The organism is Rahnella woolbedingensis (genome assembly GCF_003602095.1).
Taxonomy (GTDB): Bacteria; Pseudomonadota; Gammaproteobacteria; order Enterobacterales; family Enterobacteriaceae; genus Rahnella; species Rahnella woolbedingensis.
In genome coordinates this window covers 13,127-27,395 of sequence record NZ_RAHH01000031.1, presented here as the reverse complement: position 1 = coordinate 27,395, position 14,269 = coordinate 13,127, and the positions used below count along the sequence as shown (strand labels likewise).

Here is a 14,269-nt window from a genome sequence, read left to right as displayed (position 1 = left end):
GATTCAGACTTATTCGTAAGGCCCGTGGCGGGCATCAATCGGCAGCATAAAGGTGTCAACAATCATTGATAAAGGAACGTCAATGACGGTGACATAACGCCACGGGCTGTCACGTAGATCCCACTGCACGCCGGGATAATACTGATTACCATGGCCCTGCCCCGGCACGGTACGGCTGATGATACTGCCGCAACCGGCAAGCAGAAAAGTCAGTACTGCCAGCACACACCCACGAAAAACAACGCGATTAATCACTCACACTACCTGTCGAATCAAATCAAAAGAAGCCCGCTCTTCAGCGCAAAATTGCGCTATCAGCTTAGCACGCACGCGATCGTCCCCCATGTCAGGGGAAGGTAAAATTTACTACGTTAAGGGTTAAAGAGCACCTGTCTTATCTTCTAAAGAAAACGGGCAGTATGTTTGCACATACTGCCCGTTTTTAGCCTTGCACTGTCAGTCAGGCAGGTTTTACTTCCAGCGTCTGAGTGACAGGGAATGCCTGCACATTACGCGGCAGCTGGTTGTAGTAAGCACCCCATGCCTGCTGATCCGGTTGCGTCCACACCGCAGAGTGCAAACGCGCCATCAGCACCGGATCGCTCAGCAGAATCAGACGATCTGCTTTACCCAGATCCTTCGGACCGGTTTTCAGCGCATGCTCCAGATGAGCACGACGACCGTTTTCAACCGCATCTCGCAACAGGTGACGGGACGTTGCCATCGCCGTTGCCAGTGCGTTGAAGCCCGGATCGAATACCGCGTGCATGAAACCATTTTGCAGCTTACGTTCGCGGTTAAGATTCAAGTATTCCTCAGTCGCCACCAGTTCACGCGGAGGATTGTATTCTTCCGGGATCAGGAACAGCTTGGCTTTCTTACTCTTAATCCCAAGCGTTGCACGGCTCGACAGCACCGAAACAATTGGCGACAGGATCAGGGAGAAGACGATTGGCGCCAGCCACCACAGGAAACGCAAGTCCAGCCACGCCATACCGGCAGCCCAGACAGCACCCAGCAACAGCTGAGATCCGTGACGTTTGAAGGCTTCGCCCCACGGCGTGTCATCATCATCACGCTGCGGTGAGTTCCAGACCACTTCCCAGCCCAGGAACGCGCTGACTACGAAAACGGTGTGGAACAGCATACGTACCGGTGCCAGTAAGACGGAGAACAACATCTCAAGGAACATCGAAACCAGCAGACGGAATGCCCCGCCAAACTCTTTCGCGCCCTTTGCCCAAATCAGGACGATACTCAGCAACTTCGGCAGGAACAGCAAGACCATGGTGGTCGAGAACAGGGCTATCGCCAGCTCAGGACGCCACTGCGGCCACACCGGGAACAACTGGCGCGGTTGCAGGAAATATTGCGGTTCCATCAGCGTATGGACGACCTGCAATGCCGTAGACAGTGCGAGGAACGTAAACCATAACGGAGCAGAAAGATAAGACATCACGCCCGTCAGGAATACCGCACGGTGAACCGGGTGCATACCTTTTACCAGGAACAGACGGAAGTTCATCAGGTTACCGTGACACCAGCGGCGGTCGCGTTTCAGCTCATCCAGCAGGTTCGGCGGTAACTCTTCGTAACTGCCCGGCAGATCATAAGCAATCCACACGCCCCAGCCTGCACGGCGCATCAACGCGGCTTCCACAAAGTCGTGAGACATGATGGAACCGGCAAATGAACCTTCACCTGGCAATGGTGCCAGTGCACAGTGTTCGATGAACGGCTTCACGCGGATAATCGCGTTGTGGCCCCAGTAGTGAGATTCCCCCAACTGCCAGAAGTGCAAACCGGCAGTAAACAGCGGACCGTAAACGCGGGTCGCAAACTGCTGGCAACGCGCATACAGCGTATCCATGCCTGACGCTTTTGGCGCAGACTGAATAATACCGGCGTTCGGGTTGGCATCCATCAGACGCGCAAGACCGGTCAGACATTCACCGCTCATCACGCTGTCGGCATCGAGAATAACCATATAGGCATATTCCCCGCCCCAGCGACGGCACCAGTCATCGATGTTTCCGCTTTTACGCTTCACACGACGGCGGCGGCGGCGATAGAAGATGCGTCCGTGACCTTCGACATCGCGGCACACTTCCATCCAGGCTTTTTGTTCCGCTACGCAGATATCCGGATCATAACTGTCGCTCAGCACGTAAATATCGAACTGATCCAGGTCACCCGTGGCTTTAACAGATTCATACGTCGCACGAAGACCCGCGAAAACGCGCTCCACGTCTTCGTTACAGATCGGCATGATAAGCGCAGTGCGGTTATTCGGATTCAGCGGCTCATTGCCTTTGGTCGACGCCGTAATGCTGTATTTGTCGCGGCCGATGAGCAATTGTAAAAAGCCCATCAAAGCGGTCCAGAAACCGGCCGAAACCCAGCAGAACAAGATGGCGAACAGCACCAGAATACCGGTCTGTAAGACGTAAGGCAGCAATTGAAGAACCGACTGTTGCCAGTCCTGGTTGATCATATCGCTTGGGTCGATGAGCGCCCAGCCCTGATAAGGCAGGATGGTTTTCATGTACCAGGTGGCGATCGCCGTTTGCACCAGCATCAGGATAAGCAGGATGTAACGACGAACAGAACCGGCATGACGCCAGCGCTTTTCCGACTCTGGCATCTCCGAAGCGCGGTGGCGGGAAGCCGCACTGCGCCCCATCAGATTGTCCCAAAAACGCCCGACCGGGTTGGTGCGCCAGACATCAGGGAACATGCTGGAACGTTTAACCGGCGGCATAGCGCTGGCGATAGTACGGCCTTCGTTATCGACTTCGTCCAGAGTGCCCTTCTCCCGGGCATCTGGCCAGCTTGCGCTGACACGGGCTTTAACTGACACCAGAGGGGCATCAGGATCGGCAGCATCAGCGGTGGCCGACACATCACCGCCTAAGCGGTGATGGACGGTTGCAAAAGCCTGCTCTTCAGCAACGGGAAGCTGCTGAGTGAGCGCCGCTTTCTGTTCTTCAGTAAGCGGCAAAGCTTCTACATAATCTTGAGTAGAGTGCGTTGACTTATTCATTTGCAGGCAGCTGATAGCTCCAGGTTTCACTCAGAGTTTTGTCGCCATTGGCCAGAGAAGCGCGCATTTCGATCGCTTTCTTCGGATCCTTCACTTTCAGACGCAGCGTCAGACGCCAGCCTTTAGTCACAGGATTATAGCGGACGGAGTTTTCAACCAGATCACCGTTATCACCAACGCTGACCTGAGACGCCACCGGAGTGTCGCTCTTCAGTGCTTTCAGGTTCGGACCCACAAAGTCAACCAGGAAGGCAACGCTGCCGTCTGGCTCACGGATCAGGTTCGACTGTTTCACATCACCGGTAGAACGCATAGTCCGTTCAACCCATGCCAGATCAGGAGAATGTAACTTCTCTTCTTCACGGGTGAAGTGTAAACGATAGTTCAGACTCAGCGGTTTGCCCGCATCCGGCAACTGATCAGGCGTCCAGAAGGCAACAATGTTGTCGTTGGTTTCGTCAGCAGTCGGAATTTCTACCAGCTCAACTTTACCTTTACCCCAGTCACCTTTGGTCTCAACCCAACCGCTCGGACGCAAGTCATAACGATCGTCCAAATCTTCGAAGTTGGAGAAGCTGCGACCACGTTGCAGCAGACCGAAGCCTTTCGGGTTTTCCATTGAGAACTGGCTGACCGCAAGGTGTTTCGGATTGTTCAGCGGACGCCAGATCCATTCACCGTTACCGGCGTGAATCGACAGACCATTGGAATCATGCAGCGCCGGACGATAGTTCAGGACCGGTGAAGGCTGATTCGCGCCAAACAGGAACATGCTGGTTAATGGTGCCACGCCCAGTTTGCCCACTTTGTCGCGCAGATAAACCTGAGACTGCACATCCACCGTGGCTTCTTTGCCCGGATAAACGTCCAGACGATAAGCACCGGTTGCACGTGGAGAATCCAGCAACGCGTAAATGACTAAATGTTTTTCATCAGGATTTGGACGTTCGATCCAGAATTCGCGGAAACGCGGGAATTCTTCGCCGGAAGCCAGTGCCGTGTCGATTGCCAGACCACGTGCAGACAAGCCATAAACCTGACCTTTACCGATGACGCGGAAGTAGCTGGCACCCAGCACACTCATAATCTCATCATCTTTGTCAGCTTTATTGATTGGATAAAGCACTTTGAAACCAGCAAAACCAAGGTTTTTCACTGAGTCAGCGTCATGCTTGACGTTGCCAAAGTTGAAGTAGTCCGGGCTGTATTTGATTTCTTTGACCGAGTTCGCCGTCACTTCATTGATTTTGACCGGCGTATCGAAGTACATACCCTGATGATAAAACTCAAGCTTGAAAGGCGTATTCAGGTTTTTCCAGTACGCTTTATCATGATTGAATTGAATTTGTTGGTAATCTGCGAATTTGAGATCGCGGAACTGAGACGGAAGATTGCTTTTCGGCGCTTCGTAGCCTTTATCGGCTAAAGCCTTCGCTTGTTTTGCAACATCATCTATAGAAAAAGCCCAGGCAGATGAGGTGAACATGGTCATCAACACTGCGGCACTTAGCAAACGGACTTTGATCATACGTGACCCTATGGAAAAATTTTTATCCGACACCTTGTCTCCTTTACGCGCGCTTAACTCGTTTACTGTAACTATTTTAAGGGAAGTGTCAGGTTTCCGACAACTTGAGCAGTCGATGGTTCAGCCATTGATGAACCGTTTAAGCGCGACAGGGTACAAGGATATCAATTCGTTGAAACTCCGGCTATGGAAACTTGTCTTATAACAAGGCATGTTTTAAGGTCAGAAACTAAACTTATGTCAACAACCGTCATTTTTGGTTACCCGAAGAATTAACCCAAAGAGAAATTACGCTCTAAAATTAGGATGAGCTCTCTACAACGGATACGTAATGAAAGAACAGAAACCACAACGTGAGTTCTTCTTAGACTCCATCCGCGCATATTTGATGCTGCTGGGTATTCCTTTCCATATATCATTGATTTACTCCAGTCATATCTGGGCGGTAAACAGTGCAATACCCTCTGACGGCCTGACAATATTCAATGATGTCATTCACGCATTCCGGATGCAGGTGTTCTTTGTCATCTCCGGATATTTTTCTTATATGCTGTATGAGCGCTACAACCCGCAGCAATGGCTGAAGGTGCGCCTGGAACGCGTCGCCATCCCGCTGGCCGCGGCCTTCCCGCTCATCACCATTCCGCAGCTGTATTTTTTGATGAAGTTTACCGATAAATTCTCCGGCTGGGACGGCATGGGCTTTTATCAAAAGATTAATGCCACCGTCTGGGAACTGGTCTCCCATTTATGGTTCCTTTTAACGTTGGTTATTCTTACCAGTATTTGTTTTTACCTCTTCAAATTTATTAAAGAAATTAAGACTAGTCGCATTCAAATTATTAAAAGCCGGACAAACAGCTTAGGAAAACTCTCAATTATATTTTTATTCATCGGATTAATTTACGCGGCATTTAACAGAAGCCTGTATCTTTTTGCGCCTGATTTACTTTCCAACGGTGCTTTTAATTTCATCGTTATGCAGACGTTGTTTTATCTGCCATTTTTCATCATCGGCGCGTTTGCTTATAAATTCTCCTGGCTCAAAGAGCTGTTCCTGAAACCGTCAGCAACAGCCGGCGTGGTCAGCATCCTCCTGTTCGTGGCTTACATGTTTAACCAGCACGTGAATACCCCGCAGCTGTATTCGATGGAAATCGACGCCATCATCACGACCCTGCTGGGCATCCTGATGGTTAACGTGGTGTTCTCGTTCAGCCATTACCTGCTGAATTTTCAGGCACCGTGGATAACCTATCTGGTGAATTCATCGCTGTTTATCTATCTGATCCACCACCCGTTAACGCTGATTTACGGTGCTTTCATTACGCCTAAAATTCACAGTGACTGGCTGGGGTTCTTCCTGGGGCTGGTATTTGTGTTCGGTATCGCGTTCTTCCTTTACGAAGTTCACAAACGCATTCCGATCCTGCGTTTCCTGTTCTCGGGTAAACCGCAGCATCCGGCAAAGAAAAGCGGCTCTGAGCCGACACCTCCTCAAAATCAGACATCTTGATCCCTTTTGCGCACTGATGTGCGGACAGAAAGAAAAGGCGGCCCTGCTGATGCAAGGTCGCCTTTTTAGTTTCTGAGTCTGAGACTTTTATCAGCGCGCTGTCTGAATCGACGGGATCACTGACATCCCGACTTTCAGACGATTTGCATCCGGCTGATTCGCATCCAGCACAATTTTCACCGCCAGCCGCTGCACGACTTTGGTGTAATTCCCCGTCGCGTTATCGGGCGAAATTGGCGAAAACGTCACGCCGGTTGCCGGAGAGATGCTGTCCACTTTGCCTTTGAGAACCACACCCGGCAACGCATCGACTTGAATCTCTACCGGCTGCTGCATCTGTACATCGCCCAGCTGAGTTTCCAGATAATTCGCCACAATATACGCATCCTTCAGCGGCACAATCGCCAGCACGCGCGCACCGGCGCTCACATACCCTCCAATACGCAACGATCGCTGACCGACCATGCCGTCTACCGGTGCGGTGATTTCTGTATAAGAAAGATTCAGTTTGGCCTGTGCCAGCGCTGTCGCCGCTGAATCGATTCCTGCTTTGGCCTCCGCCTGCCCGGCTTTCAGGACATCCACCTGCTTTTCAGCGCCCAGCGCTGCGGCCATATCACTTTGCTGTGAAGCCAGTTTTGCACGTAAATTGGCATCCGATTCATCACGCGCATCTGCCGTACCCGACCCGTTTTGCAGCAGACGTCTGTAGCGATCCGCACTCTGACGCGCATAAGCAATACTTGCCGCATCGGAATTGACCAGAGCCTGTGCCTGCAAAATAGTTTGCTGCTGTTTAGCCAGCTGCGCGGTCAGGCTGAGCATCTGAGCATTGGCGGTTTCCAGATTAGCTTGTGCCGTCAGCACTGCGTTGCGGTAATCCCGGTCGTCTATTTTCGCCAGCACGTCGCCCGCTTTCACGCTCTGGTTATCCTGCACATACACTTCAGCGATTGTGCCGGAAATCCGCGGAGCGACCAGCGTGGAATCCGCAGAAACAAAGGCATCATCCGTGACTGGCCGGGAGTTACCGCTGAGGATCCAGAAAGCCATTATTACCAGAAATATCGCCACCACAGCGGCAATCAGCCAGCTCAGGCGGACAGGTGAAGTCTTAATCATGTGTCTTATCTCTCGTTTTTTTTATTGTGAATTCAGATAGTCAGGTGATGCTGCATTCAGGGGCGCTTAACCAGCGACTGAGGCGGATATGTGCGCTTGGGTAAAACGGCGGCCAGTAAGATCAGAAACAGTGCCAGGCCGATGATGACCATATAGGTGTCAGATATGCCCAGCACCAGCGCTTGCTGTTTCACGCCTCTGGAAAACTGAGTCAGGACTTCTGTGGAAATGGCCGCACCATTACTGCTCAGCGGCGCAAGAAAGGTGCTGTCACCGCTGTAAGGTTGGGAAAGGAGATAACTCACGCTGCCGGCATGGTTGAGTAAAATATTGGAATGAAACTGTTCGCGATGGCTGACAAAAACCGCCACAAGAGAACCGCCCATGACGCTGCCCAGCCCGCGAACCGTGTTGAACATCGCCGAAGCAAAAGGCCCTTCCTGAGGCTGAACCACGCTGGTGGCACTCATCAGAATCGGCAGCACCGCCATCGGCTGTCCGAACGCCTGCATTATCTGGATCAGATAAAAGTTATCGCGCGACCAGACACCGGTGATATGTGTTCCCCAATAACAGGAGAAACCAACCAGCCCTAACCCGCAGGCCAGCACCCAGCGGCTGTCTATCCAGCGCATGGTCAGCACGAAGGCCACCAGCGGCGCGAGCAATAACTGTGGCAAACCAATCGTAAGCGCCAGCGGCCCGACCTGCACTGCCCGAAATCCGCCGACCTGCAACATATAACTGGAAGGCAATGCCGAACCGGATAAGAACAGGAACATCAGTGCGAAAAGCGTGATCAGTCCATGCGCCAGATTGTGCCGGCTCAGCATCTGTAATTTGAAAAGGGGCAACGGATGGTGCCACTCATTAACCAGAAAAAGAGTCAGTAATCCGAGCGCGCCAAAAAACATCATTGTGATAAGCGGTGAGTTAAACCAGTCCAGCCGCTCGCCCTGCTGCAAGGCCAGCACTAACAGAGTGATCCCGGCGGGCCCGGTCAGCATTCCGATGGTATCCCTCTGTTTAAACCGCTCAAGACGCAACGGGTCTTGCGGCAGACCGTAACCGATCATGGCGAACGCCAGAAGACATGGCGGGATCACCTGCCAGAATACCCATTCCCAGCCAACATAATCTGTCCAGATAGCCGCCAGTGAGGTGGCCATATTCGGCCCGAACGTTGCCGTCAGCGCATAAGCACTCAGCCCGTAAAGCTTCAGATGCGGGGGCATAAACCGCAGTGCTGCAGTCATCAGCAACGGCGGTAACGCACCGCCAAAAATCCCCTGTACAGCGCGCAATGCGATGAACACCGGCAAGTTAGGCGCATAAGGCAAAACCGCAGCCAGAGCCAGAAAGCCCATCGTGACAAACATCGTGAACCGACGCAGTGAAAACGTCATCGCAAACCATGGCGCCAGCATCATGGCTGAAACTTCCGCAGCCTGATACACACCGATAAGCCACGAACCCTGATCAGAACTGATACTCAGTGCGCCGCGCACATCTGCCTGCGCAATGTCCGTAACGCGGTCATTAAGACCCGAACAAAGCGCGGCGAATAATATGCCGATGAGCCCGGTCACCAGCCTCAGGGTGAAAGGCTGCGGAACAGGCATCGTGGCAGCAGGCGCTGCCGTGACTGACTGATTCATATATTTCTCAACTGGTTAACTTCGCCGCTTTATGAGTGCGGTGAGAGGGAAAAGGCAGGTTTGGTAGCGTGAGAAGATACGACATCGAGTGAAAATCTTTTTACGATGCAATGCACCACCATGCGATACACGCAAGAATACTATAATACGGTGCACTGTATTGCAATGTGATTAAAATTGTTTTTCACTCGCCGAGCTATTACATTGACCGCTCAGGATCCTGATCAGGGTCACCGTGGGTGAAAAGGAGAGAAGATGGCTCAGGATATTCCGGCAGATGACGAACGCAGCGGCGGGATCCAGGTTATCTCGCGTGCGGCGACCATACTCAATGCACTGGGAAAACACCCGCAGGGTATGAGTCTTGGTGCAATCGCCAATGAGGTTGACCTGCCCCGCTCGACCGTGCAGCGCATCGTCGCAGCGCTGGCTGAAGAAGGTTTGGTGCGTTCAGAGGGCAGCGGTGGTGTGCGTTTAGGTCCGACGCTGCTGAAACTGGTTTCTACCGTTCACACCGATGTCATTGCCATCGCCTCCCCTTTCCTGCGCCAGCTTTGCGATATCACGCAGGAAACCGTTTCTCTGGGACGTGCGAGTGGCAGGCAGATAGCCAATATTCACAGCATCGTGGCAGAACGGGAATTACGCGTCGTCCCCCGCGTCGGTTTGAATCTGCCGATATACAGCACGTCAGGCGGTCGCGCCCTGCTGTCGCTTAAAACAGATGAAGAAATCCGCATTCTGGTGGGTGACGTGCTGGAACCGGCCACCGAAAATACCGTACGCACCATTGATTCTCTGCTGGCAAAAATCGCCGGTGTGCGCGAAAGCGGAGTCTCAATGGAAGAAGGCGAAACAGTCAGCGGCGTCACGACTCTTGCCGTCGCAATAGACACTATTCTCGGGCGTTATTCTGTCTCCGTGCTTTTCCCCACGGCCCGGCGCGCAGCCAAAGAAGCGCAAATCCGCGAAGCGTTGCTCGAATGCAAAACCGCCCTGATTGGTGAAATCGGCAAGCTGGGTGAAAACAAATAACTGCGCGAAAAATGAATAAAGGAGTCACCGTGTTTGATGTCATTTTATTGGCCGTAGACGGCTCAAAGCAATCTCCTTATGTGGCAGATCTTGCCTGTCAGCTGGCGAAAGATCAGACTTCTGCCGTTTACGTCACCTGCTGCATTGATGAATCCTACGCTCTGGAAGACAACGGAGATGAACCGGGCGAAATCGTAGATTATCCACCGGCAGAAGAAGAGCAAAATACCGCGAGGGCCGTCGTCGCTCACGCCATGGTAAAGCTGAGGCAGGCGGGTATTAACGCCCGGGGTAATCTGATTGTCGGCGCGGCAGGTGAAGCGCTGGTAGCAGAAGCAGCAAGAATTAATGCTTCCGTGATAGTTATCGGGCACCGTCAGCTTTCCGATTTTAGTCGCATGATGAAGGGCTCGGTCAGCGCCGATGTGATCGAAGGCTCGCCCTGCCCTGTGCTGGTTGAAGTGCGGGGTAATTAAAATCCGGGGCCATAAAGCTTTTAGCGATAAAAGGCGGGGTTGAAAAAAGCAAAAAAGCGCCAGAGAGCGCTTTTATATTGCGACTGAGCATTACTTCGTATTTATCAGACCCATCGATTTTGCCCATTCACTGATGTGATCCCGATAAAAGAAAGTGATATCCAGTTCCAGCGAACTTTCTTTCGACGGTGTTACAGAGCCTAAACACGGATATTCCTGTGGCCGGTATTCAAAGAGAAAATCATCCATTTCCTCATCGGTCAGCAGTTTATCTCCCTCGATGTTATCCTGAAAAAAATAGGCATTCAGCATCCAGACCCGGTACTCATAATCATTTTTAATCAAGTGCATAGGGATAATCTCGGTAAAAGACATGTTACGTACCTGAAAAAATTTCTCCCTAAGTGCAACTATGATATCAGGCACGCGTCGCGTTCGAGCCATCCATTGCTGATTTCATAACAAGAAATTAACATACCAATGGCCTTTAGCAAGCTGCAATTACTCTGAAAATTTTATTTTATAGACATTTAGTCATTAGCGGGCGTGATGCTTGAATTAAATATAATTTAAGGAAATATATTACATTTTTGTTATTAGTAGCGTGATTGATTCGGGGGAAGGTATTTCAAAAAGAGTGGAGAATTGAGAGGAACAGAATTGACATTGGGGATGCCTTCGCATCGCCACCGCCAACCCTGTTCCCAAAATCTGTTTTACTGCTTTTAACCTGCTGTCTGCGACTTACTGGCTGCTACCAGCGACCTGGAGGCGGACCTTCACGCCAGTGTCCCGGAGGACCGTCACGCCAGTGCCCCGGAGGGCCATCATGCCAGTAACCTGGTGGCGGGCCTTCGTGCCAGTGCTCGTGATGCCAGTAACGCGGCGGCGGCGGCGCTGGCTCGTAATACACCCAGTGACCACGGCCTTCATCACGATAGTGATTATCCCACCAACCTGGCGGACGCCAGTCACCACCGTCCCAGTAGTACCCGCGGTTGTCACGATCGCCGATATGCAATGACAGGCCAGGCATATTAACTCCGAGCTCGACGTTTGCCTGTGCGATAGCTGGCAAAGTTAGCAAAACGGCGAGAACTAAAATCAATTTTTTCATTGTGAACCTCACGACCTGCGTATCAGGTGGTGACAAAGTACCGCCAGCTATCTTCCTGTTCTATAGGAATTTATCCCAAAAAAAATACCTTAACGCTACCCTTACATTTGCGTCAAAACAGCCTTGCGGACAACCTGTTGCAACGCTATGTCAGCAAAGGAAATTCAGCGAAAAATCACGAAAGAGAAATAAATGACAGATACAAAAAAACCGCCGAAGCGGTTTTTTATTTGCTGCAAAGTTGTACAAAATCAGATTTTGCAGCCTTCGCAGTCACTTTCGTCCTGAACGGCTTCAGGCACTTCCGCTGCTTTTTCAGCCGCTTTGACTTCAGCGGTTTCCAGTGCAGCATCAATGTCAAAATCAAAAATATCGTCGCTCATTCTCATCACCTTAATTATTCGAAATCGGCCTCAGTATAACGATCCGCCTCAGGAGATGCCGGTTTTTTTGTGCCCTGAAGTGGCTTTAACGGACACGAACACGTCGCAAAAACCCGCAGGATTTGCATAAAGTACTTTCGGAAACCATAGTTATAGTGAATATCACCGTGTCACGGAGACACTTTTTGCTGAAGAAACGAGGAGAACCGGATGACGACGTCAAATATCAAAGCCTGGGCAAATACCCGTGAAACTTCTCACGAAATCGCTGAGGCTATTTTCGAACTGGCTAAAAACGATGAGAAACTGGCGCAGAAAATTTGGGAAGAAGGAAACGATGAGGTTCTGCCCATCGCCTTCGCAAAAACCAAAGATGACTATCTGTTCTGGGGCGAAGAGAAAATCGACCGGAAAAACGTCTGATTACGCCGTTCTAAACCGGTAAAATATCAACCGGTAACCCCAAGCCCTGAGTCCCGCTCAGGGTTTTCGCTTTCTCATCCCACAGCCTTCAGCTATCGAATCCGAATCCCATTTTATGCGCCCACTCAAAGATCTGCTCTTTGTAGAAAAAGCGCGGTTCACACACGCCAGGCTCTCCCGGCGTCTGGATCATGACAGCCACACACGGATAAGCCACCGGCCGGGCATCAAAGATAAAGTCATCCACTTCCTGATCGGCAAACTCAGAGGTTTCGCCTACCGCACTCGCCTGGAATATCTCATCCATAATCCATTGACGGTATTCAAATTCATTGTTGATAAATTTCATCATTCACCTCTGTTCGGCTTTTACTCTACATGCGGTCAGTGCCGGATTGAATCAACCGTGTAAGGCGTCACCGCCACAGCAGGGGCATACTTCAGCGCGGGAAACGGACATTTCAGCGCTGCCGTCGCTGTCCCATTCCACTCTCAATGGTTTGCCGTTATCACGTTCAGCTTTAATGAAGCGATCAAAATGTGTCGCCTGCCCGGTCATCGTTTCAGTCAGCAACAATTCATCGCCAGCATAAATGCGTGCGGTGGCCTGAGCATCTTGTTTCTCGCCCGAAATGATTTTGTGCAGATGATGAATAGTGAGTTTGATTCGTTCCACAGTCGCTCCTGTCACGGCTCAACATCTTTTTCGCTTGTGAAATTCATTCACGAAAATGATATCCAGCCGCTATTTTATCAGAGCAGGCAGGGTAACGTCATGGCCTGTGGCCATGTTTAAACGCGGGATTAATGAGCTAACTGTGCTGTTCCGGTGGGATCCGGCAACTGTTGCCGTTCAAGACGCGCCAGATCGTACACATCGTAAAAATCGACAAAACCTTTATGACTGACGATCGACTCAATACGATTTTTTATACGGGCGCTTACGCTGCCGGCGCTGAGGATTTGTTGCACGGCATCCGCAGAGAGTTCGCGGCTGAAATACCATTCACCGTTGTAGCAGACGCGCAAATCCAGCACGCCGATATCCTCATAGCGATACACAGGTTTGATTTCCAGCAACAACATCGCTGACATAAAGACCAGAAACGCCGTGAATCCGATGAACCAGCCGATGCCCATATAAGGCGAGACATACATCACGATGCCCACAGCGATGTAACCCACCAGCATCGCCAGACATAACCACGGGTGATTCACAAAGAATTCTGCGTTGAACCGTGGTTTCCCGTCGCGCCCTTCCTGATGGTTGATACGATCAATTTCAATATTTAATACATTTTTGATTACGTCCATCTCATTTCCTCATTGCGTCACGACTATAATGCAATCTGATAGGTAAATTTTATCATGACAACTGTTATAGCGCGTAGAGCAGTTACCGGGAGTTAAACGGCAAACTGTTATAGTTTGGCATTTGCGTCATCCCAACAAGGAACCCACTCACTGCATGTCAGATAAAAGGAGATCATCGTGGCATTATTAATCGTAGAAAGACCGGCGAAAAAGCTGGTGAGCTACCGGGTTGTTGGCCCTTATAAAGAGTCAATCCATAACGGCTTTCAGCACCTGACAAAATGGATCGCGCGGCATCATCAGCCGCAAAATGAATGGCTGACGTGGTTTCATGATAACCCGGACACCACACCTGCTGAAGCTTTGCGGGCCGATCCTTCGGTGTGCGTTGCGGATAACTTTATCCTTGATGATGCCGAAGGGCTGACGCTGCAAACGCTTCCCGGAGGCACTTATGCGGCGTATCACACCACGATAACAGATGAGAATTTCGAGAAAGCCTGGCGTGATTTTTACGGCCAGTTGCTCGCCAGCAGTCATTACCGTCCGGACGGTAAAGCCTGTTTTGAGCACTATCTCAGCGATGGTTCGAAAAATGGCATCTGGGAAGTGGTGCTGTATCAGTCGGTGGAGAAAATCCCGCCTATCCGCTAG

At 51.1% G+C, this 14,269-nt stretch carries 16 protein-coding genes; 5 read left to right on the top strand and 11 right to left on the bottom strand.

Features of this window, described 5'->3' with window-relative positions:
- Positions 1-9: 9 nt before the first annotated feature.
- The 3 genes from D6C13_RS21155 to D6C13_RS21145 form a co-directional block, all read right to left on the bottom strand.
- Positions 10-255: a YceK/YidQ family lipoprotein gene (locus D6C13_RS21155; RefSeq protein ID WP_120134622.1), complete on the bottom strand. Its 246-nt coding sequence runs from the start codon at positions 253-255 to the stop codon at positions 10-12.
- Between the two features lie 205 nt (positions 256-460).
- A complete protein-coding gene (gene mdoH / locus D6C13_RS21150; RefSeq protein WP_120134621.1) occupies positions 461-3,043 on the bottom strand; it encodes a glucans biosynthesis glucosyltransferase MdoH in 2,583 nt (860 codons plus the stop codon).
- A complete protein-coding gene (locus tag D6C13_RS21145; RefSeq protein ID WP_120134653.1) occupies positions 3,036-4,571 on the bottom strand; it encodes a glucan biosynthesis protein G in 1,536 nt (511 codons plus the stop codon). The genes mdoH and D6C13_RS21145 overlap by 8 nt, the downstream gene beginning before the upstream one ends.
- A 331-nt stretch (positions 4,572-4,902) precedes the next feature.
- On the opposite strand from D6C13_RS21145, the gene mdoC reads away from it, so the two are divergent.
- On the top strand, positions 4,903-6,087 hold the full coding sequence (gene mdoC / locus D6C13_RS21140; RefSeq protein WP_120134620.1) for a glucans biosynthesis protein MdoC: 1,185 nt from the start codon (positions 4,903-4,905) through the stop codon (positions 6,085-6,087).
- A 90-nt stretch (positions 6,088-6,177) separates the two neighbouring features.
- On the opposite strand, the gene D6C13_RS21135 is transcribed toward mdoC, so the two are convergent.
- Positions 6,178-7,209: an HlyD family secretion protein gene (locus D6C13_RS21135; RefSeq protein WP_120134619.1), complete on the bottom strand. Its 1,032-nt coding sequence runs from the start codon at positions 7,207-7,209 to the stop codon at positions 6,178-6,180.
- 56 nt (positions 7,210-7,265) lie between these two features.
- Positions 7,266-8,867, bottom strand: a complete 1,602-nt coding sequence (locus D6C13_RS21130; protein WP_120134618.1) for an MFS transporter — start codon at positions 8,865-8,867, stop codon at positions 7,266-7,268.
- A gap of 255 nt (positions 8,868-9,122) precedes the next feature.
- On the opposite strand from D6C13_RS21130, the gene D6C13_RS21125 reads away from it, so the two are divergent.
- Together D6C13_RS21125 and D6C13_RS21120 are read left to right on the top strand one after the other, a co-directional pair.
- Positions 9,123-9,902: an IclR family transcriptional regulator gene (locus tag D6C13_RS21125; protein WP_120134617.1), complete on the top strand. Its 780-nt coding sequence runs from the start codon at positions 9,123-9,125 to the stop codon at positions 9,900-9,902.
- 29 nt (positions 9,903-9,931) lie between these two features.
- The gene (locus D6C13_RS21120) at positions 9,932-10,378 is read left to right on the top strand and encodes a universal stress protein (protein WP_120134616.1); all 447 of its coding nucleotides are present in this window, start codon (positions 9,932-9,934) and stop codon (positions 10,376-10,378) included.
- 90 nt (positions 10,379-10,468) lie between these two features.
- Here the strand turns inward: D6C13_RS21120 and D6C13_RS21115 are convergent, their stop codons facing one another.
- From D6C13_RS21115 to D6C13_RS26095, 3 genes are all read right to left on the bottom strand, one after another.
- Complete coding sequence (locus tag D6C13_RS21115) at positions 10,469-10,753, bottom strand: hypothetical protein (protein WP_244212738.1); 285 nt, start codon at positions 10,751-10,753, stop codon at positions 10,469-10,471.
- 379 nt (positions 10,754-11,132) lie between these two features.
- Positions 11,133-11,495, bottom strand: coding sequence for a DUF2502 domain-containing protein (locus D6C13_RS21110; RefSeq protein WP_120134615.1), 363 nt, complete (start codon positions 11,493-11,495; stop codon positions 11,133-11,135).
- Positions 11,496-11,746: 251 nt separating this feature from the next.
- Positions 11,747-11,878 (bottom strand): hypothetical protein, encoded by a 132-nt coding sequence (locus D6C13_RS26095; protein WP_013576285.1) that lies wholly within the window; start codon positions 11,876-11,878, stop codon positions 11,747-11,749.
- Positions 11,879-12,088: 210 nt separating this feature from the next.
- Here D6C13_RS26095 and D6C13_RS21105 point away from each other — a divergent pair, with 210 nt between their 5' ends.
- Positions 12,089-12,301 (top strand): YccJ family protein, encoded by a 213-nt coding sequence (locus D6C13_RS21105; RefSeq protein ID WP_095921306.1) that lies wholly within the window; start codon positions 12,089-12,091, stop codon positions 12,299-12,301.
- Between the two features lie 88 nt (positions 12,302-12,389).
- On the opposite strand, the gene D6C13_RS21100 is transcribed toward D6C13_RS21105, so the two are convergent.
- The 3 genes from D6C13_RS21100 to D6C13_RS21090 all read right to left on the bottom strand — a co-directional run bounded on the left by D6C13_RS21100 (position 12,390) and on the right by D6C13_RS21090 (position 13,615).
- Entirely contained in the window at positions 12,390-12,653 is a 264-nt protein-coding gene (locus tag D6C13_RS21100; protein ID WP_229920945.1) for a hypothetical protein, read from the bottom strand.
- 48 nt (positions 12,654-12,701) lie between these two features.
- Entirely contained in the window at positions 12,702-12,977 is a 276-nt protein-coding gene (locus D6C13_RS21095) for a hypothetical protein (protein ID WP_120134614.1), read from the bottom strand.
- A 128-nt stretch (positions 12,978-13,105) separates the two neighbouring features.
- Positions 13,106-13,615 (bottom strand): YlaC family protein, encoded by a 510-nt coding sequence (locus tag D6C13_RS21090; protein WP_120134613.1) that lies wholly within the window; start codon positions 13,613-13,615, stop codon positions 13,106-13,108.
- Between the two features lie 177 nt (positions 13,616-13,792).
- Between D6C13_RS21090 and D6C13_RS21085 the strand changes: the two genes are divergently transcribed.
- Positions 13,793-14,269, top strand: coding sequence for a GyrI-like domain-containing protein (locus D6C13_RS21085; protein WP_120134612.1), 477 nt, complete (start codon positions 13,793-13,795; stop codon positions 14,267-14,269).